General features: G+C 46.4%; 7 protein-coding genes. 1 reads left to right on the top strand and 6 read right to left on the bottom strand.

Annotated elements, in window-relative coordinates; genetic code table 11:
* Nucleotides 1–224, top strand: a 224-nt coding sequence (locus C4885_RS16865; protein ID WP_207657613.1) for a hypothetical protein, incomplete at its 5' end; no start/stop codon positions are given.
* Here C4885_RS16865 and C4885_RS15770 read toward each other — a convergent pair.
* The 6 genes from C4885_RS15770 to C4885_RS15750 form a co-directional block, all read right to left on the bottom strand.
* Nucleotides 144–401: a CPCC family cysteine-rich protein gene (locus tag C4885_RS15770; protein ID WP_114001244.1), complete on the bottom strand. Its 258-nt coding sequence runs from the start codon at nt 399–401 to the stop codon at nt 144–146. The genes C4885_RS16865 and C4885_RS15770 overlap by 81 nt on opposite strands.
* 55 nt (nt 402–456) lie before the next feature.
* A complete protein-coding gene (locus C4885_RS15765; RefSeq protein ID WP_114001243.1) occupies nt 457–1,206 on the bottom strand; it encodes a bifunctional 2-polyprenyl-6-hydroxyphenol methylase/3-demethylubiquinol 3-O-methyltransferase UbiG in 750 nt (249 codons plus the stop codon).
* Nucleotides 1,207–1,330: 124 nt separating this feature from the next.
* Nucleotides 1,331–1,570: a hypothetical protein gene (locus C4885_RS15760; RefSeq protein ID WP_114001242.1), complete on the bottom strand. Its 240-nt coding sequence runs from the start codon at nt 1,568–1,570 to the stop codon at nt 1,331–1,333.
* Nucleotides 1,571–1,584: 14 nt separating this feature from the next.
* On the bottom strand, nt 1,585–2,295 hold the full coding sequence (locus tag C4885_RS15755) for a C39 family peptidase (RefSeq protein ID WP_114001241.1): 711 nt from the start codon (nt 2,293–2,295) through the stop codon (nt 1,585–1,587).
* Nucleotides 2,296–2,327: 32 nt separating this feature from the next.
* The gene (locus C4885_RS16565; protein WP_158538932.1) at nt 2,328–2,471 is read right to left on the bottom strand and encodes a hypothetical protein; all 144 of its coding nucleotides are present in this window, start codon (nt 2,469–2,471) and stop codon (nt 2,328–2,330) included.
* A 28-nt stretch (nt 2,472–2,499) separates the two neighbouring features.
* Nucleotides 2,500–3,312 carry an alpha/beta fold hydrolase gene (locus tag C4885_RS15750; RefSeq protein WP_114001240.1) on the bottom strand — a complete coding sequence of 271 codons (813 nt, stop codon included), beginning with the start codon at nt 3,310–3,312 and terminating at the stop codon, nt 2,500–2,502.
* Nucleotides 3,313–3,525: the final 213 nt, after the last annotated feature.

Genomic DNA, 3,525 nt, shown 5'->3' with positions numbered 1-3,525 from the left:
GTATTATCTGCGCTTTTGGCTTAGCATCTGCCGCACCTCGCTCGCCGTATCGGCACTTAGAATTATGCGGTATTGCCCTAAATTTGATTGTGGTAAAAAGTTATGATATGGCAGTACGTTTGATATGGGCAGGTTTTATGTTCTCATCTCAAAGCGCTCTTTTCATCATTTTGGGGTGGACGGACATAACGCAGCATGCCTTCTTCGCAGGCACCGAATCGTAAATAGTTGAATTTTGCTTCATTCAGTGTTATTCCATGGTTAGAGTCGCTGGGTTCATCATTAGAAGCAATGAATGGGTCATTCTCCCAAAAACAGACAGGGCAAATATACCCGCAGTCTTCGCCTGGTGAAACGTTATAGGTGAAATATCCACAACAAGGACATTGATATTTTTTCAAGATATGATTACCTCTGCAAACTGGAACTTGTCGGGTTCTTTACATAGATAAAATATTAATTTTTCTTTCCACACCTAAAAAAAATAAAGTCTGGCTGATGAATAACTCCTCCAAACATATCTGGTCGCTTTTCTCTAATTGATTCTGGTACTTTTGATTCCTGACATTCCTCAATAATAAATCCAGCAGAAACAATATCATTTATTAATGTTGAAATCGTTCTATGATAAAGTTCATATTCATCTACTACCCAATGAATAACACGCTTACCCTCTATTCCGTAATTTCGTAGATTAGCATATAATCTTTCTCCAGTTTCTGTTCTGGTATATCTGTCAAAAGTCCCATCATATGCTGTACTTATTGGGTGTGACATCGAAAAAACACATTTGCCATTTTCATTCAAGTGACTATAAATCTGTTTCATAAGCCTTTCAAAATTTTCTACATAATCAAAAGCCAATGAACTTGTAATAACATCAAACTTTTCCTCTAAATCATCCAATTCTTCAAAAGCCAGTCTTCTGTATTCAATATTAGAGGCAGTATTATTTTTTCTTGCATATGCTAACATTTTTTCCGATATATCAATTCCAAGAACGGATAACGCCCCTTTCTTTGAATATTGAAGTGCATGTTGCCCCATACCACATCCAATATCTAATACTTTCTTTTTATATAGTTCAGGTATCATTCCTAATATTATTGGTGTCTCAATAATATCATTAAAATTGATTTCTTTGCTACGTATTTTCTCGAAGTTTTCGTAAAATAAATCATTATCATAAATATTTTGTTTTGACATTCTGCAACCAGCCTTTCATATAAAAAATTATTTTTTGTTTTCTTCTACTTCCATCTTCTTGTCTTTCGGGCAACAAGCATCCTTCTCTTTCAGCTCGGTCAATTCCGATTTGTGAAACACAAGTTTATTTTTCTTCCATTTTGTCTAAAAGCAGATTGATTTTTTTGAGAATCAAGTATGTGCAGGAAATAATGAGAGAGATTAACAGTGTGACTGCTGTATAAAGTGGGTAAAAATAAGAGTTTATAAAGTCATCTCCACCAGGAATCAGTGACCCAACAAGTCCACCGAATAGAAGATTTCCATATAAGAAAACAAAAAAGCTGATACATCCAATCATGACTGCTTTAGATGATGGTTTCATATTGAAAATACCTCCTATTCCAGATAAAACACCCCATCGGGGTTATAACTCGTTCCGTCCGCAGTGATTTCAATGCCGTAGTGGTCGTAAACATTTCCCTCAGTATCCATATCGATCCAGCGGTTGTTCAGATCCTGCTCACTCATCATGCAATAGCCAACGCACGCCGGATCGTTAAAGTAAAATACATAACCCGGCTCCTGCTTCTGGTAGCCGACACAGATGACCCAGTGCCCCTCGGCCAAATAGGTGTCCGCCTCATCGGAATTTTGGGTATTGTAGCCATCCTCTGCCGCGGCCCATGCCTGAATGCAGAGCAGCACAGGGTGCCCCTGGTACAGAGCCGAAGCCAGTTCTGACGTGGTTCGGTTCTCCTTTGCCGTGACGGTTACGCTGTTTTCCTCAAAAAAGCTGACAATGCTGCCTGGCGGGGTTCCGGCTTCCTCGTTGGTGCCAAGTTCTTCCTCATAGGCGGCAAGGTTCCAATCGGCCTGGTATGGGTCCAGCCAGTTCATCACCATCTGCACGCAGGTGGTCCCGCAGGTGTAGCCGCCATACTGGCGCAGGTTCGGCATGTCGATAAAGACATCGGCATCCTGGATCTGCCCGTCATAGGGTGGCTGAACGGATGACTGTTCCGCAGCTGGCCCTGCGCAGGCGGATAACAGGAAACATGCGGCACAGGCAAAAGTGCCAAGTATCAAGATGCCGTATCGCTTTTCCATTTGGCTCGCTCCTTACTATTTGATACATAGGATCAATGATTTTCTGTGGATTGCTTTTTGAAAAAATGGAAACCGCAAAGCAGCCCCGACAGCAGTGCTGTGTGCGTTCCCACCCTGACGCTGCTGAATGATTGAATCAGGAAAGCCCGAGTCTGCGCCTGCTGTTCGATTTTCATGGTGTCAGTCTCCCTTGCAGTCCGGTCCTTAACCCGGCAGCCCGGCTACAAACTTCTCGATTTCTGCGTTCACAAAGGCCGGATTATCGGCATTGGAATTGTGCCCCGCATCCTTGACCCAGGTCAGCGGCAGATGTTCGCCCGCAGCCCACATCGGGTTGTAGCGCTTGGTAGCGCCGGTTTTGTCGTGCTCGCCGCACAGCAGGATGCAGGGGCAGGTGATATCGTACCCAAGGTCTGCCCCAATGGCCCCGGCCAGCATGATGAACCCGTGTTTCATCAGCCCGCAGAACTCATCCCGGCTGTACTGGGCCACCATCTCGCGCATGTTCTGTTGGGCATATTCGGTAATGCCAATGCCCTGCGCAGCGGCATTGCGCAGCATTTTCCAGGGCATGGCGCTGTAAACGGGGGCCATATGGTTCAGCATCCAGAACTCTTTGTCGCTCATGTATTTGCGCTTGAGCGGGGCGGAGTCAATAGAAACAAAGCCGCGCACCTCGCCGGGGTAAGCCTGAATGTACGCCTGTGAAAGATACCCGCCGACCGACTGCCCCACCAGCACCGGTGCGGTGATGCCCTCCGCCTGCAGGATGGCATGCAGCCAGGCGGCCTTTTGCGCCAGGGTGAAGTCCATCACAAAGGGACGGGATTTGCCGTGGCCGGGGGCATCCCAGGCAAGCAGGTTATAGGTGGATTCAAACGCTTCGACCTGTTTGTCAAACAGGCGGTGATCCGCCGTCAGGCCGGGCAGGAACACCAGCACCGCCCGCCCCGGTTGGAAATCATTCATCCAGTAGTGGATCACGCCGTTTGGCACTGCGTGAGTTTTTTCTGTCATTTTTGGTATCCCTCCCGGTGTGGTTTTCTGGTTCTATTGTAGCATAACTGCGACGCAAATGCATTGCCGGGCGCAGATTTTATAAGGCAATACCGCATAATTCTAAGTGCCGATACGGCGAGCGAGGTACGGCAGATGCTAAGCCAAAAGCGCAGATAATACTGGGTGCTGCAAAGGTGAGCGCCGCCAGTGGCGGAAACAGCGAACCGAAGC

It is taken from the genome of Subdoligranulum sp. APC924/74, from assembly GCF_003324125.1.
GTDB lineage: Bacteria > Bacillota > Clostridia > Oscillospirales > Ruminococcaceae > Gemmiger > Gemmiger qucibialis.
Note: the sequence above shows the minus strand (reverse complement) of the source record. Positions and strands in the feature narration are given on the sequence as shown.